Source organism: Microbacterium sp. HMWF026, assembly GCF_003061325.1.
Lineage (GTDB): Bacteria > Actinomycetota > Actinomycetes > Actinomycetales > Microbacteriaceae > Microbacterium > Microbacterium testaceum_E.
The window spans coordinates 3,264-4,182 of sequence record NZ_QAJB01000441.1 but is presented as its reverse complement, the minus strand read 5'-3'; the positions used below and the strand labels follow the sequence as shown (position 1 = coordinate 4,182).

The 919-nt window shown below is 75.8% G+C and carries 1 pseudogene; it reads right to left on the bottom strand.

The annotated features are described in order from the left end of the window. Window positions 1-919 (bottom strand): annotated as a pseudogene (locus DBR36_RS16045) (ATP-dependent helicase); the annotation flags it as partial.

Here is a 919-nt window from a genome sequence, read left to right as displayed (position 1 = left end):
GCCATTCGTCGGGGTCGAGTGCACCGAGCTCGACCAGACGCACCAGGTCGCGGACGGGCTTCTGCACGCCGAGGGCGAGTCCCGGCCCGCCCGCCCGCGCCGGTACCTCGCGCGCGGCGAGCTCGGCCTCGAGGGTGGCGACCTGCCGCGAGTCGTGAGCGATCACCGCGCACGCCCCCCACGGCACCCCGTCGAGGACGTGTCGTTCGCGCAGGAGCCGCGCGATGGCGTCGGCCTCTTCGGCCGGCGACCGCAGCAGATACGTCCGCACCGAGCCCTGCGGGGCGGCGCCGACCGGAGCACGGCGGTGTGCGACCACCCCCGCGGCGCCGATGCGCGAGGCGACCTGCCGCACCAGGTCGATCTGCTCGGGCGTCCCCCGATGCGGGGTGCCGAGGGCGTGCGTCGCGCCCAGCTCGCGCGCGAGTCGGGCGAAGTTCTCGGGCGTCGCCCCGCGGAAGGCGCCGGAGCCGACATCGGGGTCGCCGAACGCCACCACCCCGATACCGAGCAGGCGGCACGCGCGCAGCAGGTCGATCCCCCCGGCGGTCAGCTCTTGCGCGTCATCGACCAGCACGCAGCGCAGCGATGAGAACCGGCCGAGTAGCGAACGGTCGACCCGTGCGTCGTCGAGCACGGCGACCGCCTCGCGGGCCAGATCGGCGGCGTCGCGATGCGCCCCGCGCATCTCGGCGCGCACGGCCCGGTACTCGTCGGCGAACGACGCCAGCGACGCCCACACGGGCAGATCGTGCCGCTCGGAGAGGTCGACGAGCTCGGCCGAGGACACGCCGAGGTCGGTGCACTCCGCGAGGAAGGCGCGCAGATCGCCGCGGAACCCGCGGGTGGCGCGGATCGCGGCGCCGAGCCACTCGGGCCACCGCGACGCCCCCTCGAGCTCGTCGAGCGCGTCGCCCTC